Source organism: Gordonia sp. NPDC003950 (assembly GCF_053605205.1).
Genome location: NZ_JBSGIT010000059.1, coordinates 1 through 2200 on the forward strand (window position 1 = coordinate 1; position 2200 = coordinate 2200).

The 2200-nt window shown below is 60.5% G+C and carries 3 protein-coding genes; all 3 read right to left on the minus strand.

The genetic code is table 11. The features are described 5' to 3' along the window. Positions 1–133: 133 nt before the first annotated feature. Positions 134–460: a hypothetical protein gene (locus tag ACWETB_RS23800; protein WP_020173285.1), complete on the minus strand. Its 327-nt coding sequence runs from the start codon at positions 458–460 to the stop codon at positions 134–136. Positions 461–790: 330 nt separating this feature from the next. Beyond that, complete coding sequence (locus tag ACWETB_RS23805) at positions 791–1639, minus strand: TIGR02391 family protein (RefSeq protein WP_006370051.1); 849 nt, start codon at positions 1637–1639, stop codon at positions 791–793. A 106-nt stretch (positions 1640–1745) separates the two neighbouring features. Continuing rightward, on the minus strand, positions 1746–2200 hold a 455-nt coding region (locus ACWETB_RS23810), incomplete at its 5' end, for a hypothetical protein (RefSeq protein ID WP_279941311.1).

Sequence of the window (2200 nt, forward strand, 5' to 3'; positions counted from 1 at the left end):
CGACGATCACCACCTACGAGTGCTCGACGGCGCCAGAGAACTGTCACTGCACGCACGAACCACCACCAAGACCATTCGCAACTTCAACGCCCACCGGCCCCACCGCCGGTAAGCATCTCCCGAGAACACGACGTCACGCATCTCCTGAGACCGCACACGTCAGCTCATTCAAGCTCACGATGGCCGCGGTCGATCGAGTCTCCTCGTACTCTGCATACGCTCGCTCGATCTTCGAACGTGCTATACAGAAATCCATGGCCGCAGACGCCATCGCTCCTGCGAGCTGCTCCACAGCAGGCGCTCCGTTGGCATCATGTGCGAGAAAGTGCGTCCGCACGATAGTCGATGTTTCCGGAACTGTGACGGCGTCCTCGAACGCCGGCAGGAAGCTGATCAGCGAGCTGCTCGTGCCCCGAGCTAGCTCGAGGAACTGTTCGACGACCGCCGATTCGTCAATCATCACTCACCCTTGATCGCGCAGCACGTCCTCCCGCGACCGGGGAGGCACGTAGGCAGGATATCGGCGCGATAGGACATTCTGGCGGCGCCACTCGCTGGGCGCGCTGATCTGCCGCCCTCCCGGAGGTCGGCAGCCGCATGAGCAGATTGGTGACGTTCGCAGCGAGGGGGTGGGCACCCAGAAAGCCGGTCGTGATGAAACGGATGAGAGGACTCGTCATAGCGGATCTAGAGCGGGCCGTTGGTTCTGGTGTGGTCCGGACCTGAGACCGTGAGCAGCGACCCGAGCAATCGTTCCTCGGCGCGGATAGCCGCAAGCCAAGCTTTCGGCTCAGTGGGGTGCGGTCAATCTCCTCATTGAGTCGAGCCGACGATGTACGTAGGAGGAGAGCGAGAACGCGTCGTAGAAATCGTTCAGAACCTCATCATTGAAGATTCGGCTGGAGTGCGCGCGCGGGTTTCGGAAGTGCCCGTGGATCCCAACGAGCAGGCTTTTAAAGCCGCGGTGCTCGCTGATGTCGGAGTCTGATTCATGGGCGTTGATGGACCAGGCGGGATGCTCGCGATTGGTTCCGAGGACGCCGTCGTAAAGAGCTGCGCCATCACCCGCCAACCCCGTGATGCCGCGGACTCTTGCTGGGATGCTCTTCGACGCTTCCGACATTGCATGAAACAGAGAACGCCCGATGAGTTCCTCGTCGCAGTAGCGGAATAACTCGCTGTGACACCCTCGGCGCCTCAGCTCAGTTTGAAGTCGTCCGGCCAGGGCGGCACCCTCGGAGATGCTGGATGCCTTCGCTCCGGATGCGAGCTTGCCCGCTTCGTTAACTGCGTAGCCGTAGTACACGAGGAACTGGTTGAGCTGGTCGCGCAGCTCGTCGAAACGAGCTGGCTGAGCGGCATACCGGCTAGGATTCATGGCCTTTGCGATGAATCCGCCCATGACGTTGCCGGCTTGCTGTCGAACCTGGACGTTGTAGAGAGTGACGTACAGGCTGTCGCGCTTGTTGCCGCCCGGCTCACGCTGCCTGACTCCCACCATCTGGAGCAAGGAGTCGATCTCGGAACCGGTGAGTCCCGGATGATCTGTCTGCGAAAGCACGTCGCACACGCCCTTGACGAAATCCGGGGTGAAGGGAGCAATCTTCGGGGGCGTTTGTTTGGGCATAGTGGTCGACATCGAGTGGCTCTGCTCTTAGAGGCGACTGACCAAGGTCTGGCGCCTTGCGATTAGGTGTTATGACGTTCTTATCATTTCGGACGTGGGTCGGACTCGGAGACTTGGCCTACTCGTCCTCCATCACAGGCTCGGGTTGCTGACCGTGCCGTCGACGCCACAAGTCGCCCATGTCGTCGGCGAACTGGAGATCGACCCGTACGTCGGCTGCTCCGGGAGCGCTGTACATCACCTCAGCTGACTGATCACGCGCGATCACGTCAGGGTATTTGTCGACCATCTGCTTCTGCGCGTTCTGAAAAAGCGAGGAGAGGCCAGGCGCACTCATAAGGTGATCCGAGAACATCCCACCGTAGGAACCGAGGTTCACCGGAACACCGAACATCCCCGGCGGGTATATCGAGTTGGCGCGAGAGCCGATGGCATCAAGCGTTCCGCTCATCCCACCCGCCAAACCCTCACGGAAGAGTGAGGTTCCCCCCGAACCGTAGAGGCATCGATAATGAGGAGCACGATGCCAGAGAAGCGGAAGAAGTACGACCGGGAGTTTCGTGATGGGGCGGT

Coding starts and splice junctions, on each gene's coding strand:
- ACWETB_RS23805 (WP_006370051.1), bottom strand. CDS start 1,639: ATGTCGACCACTATGCCCAAACAAACGCCCCCGAAGATTGCTCCCTTC.
- ACWETB_RS23800 (WP_020173285.1), bottom strand. CDS start 460: ATGATTGACGAATCGGCGGTCGTCGAACAGTTCCTCGAGCTAGCTCGG.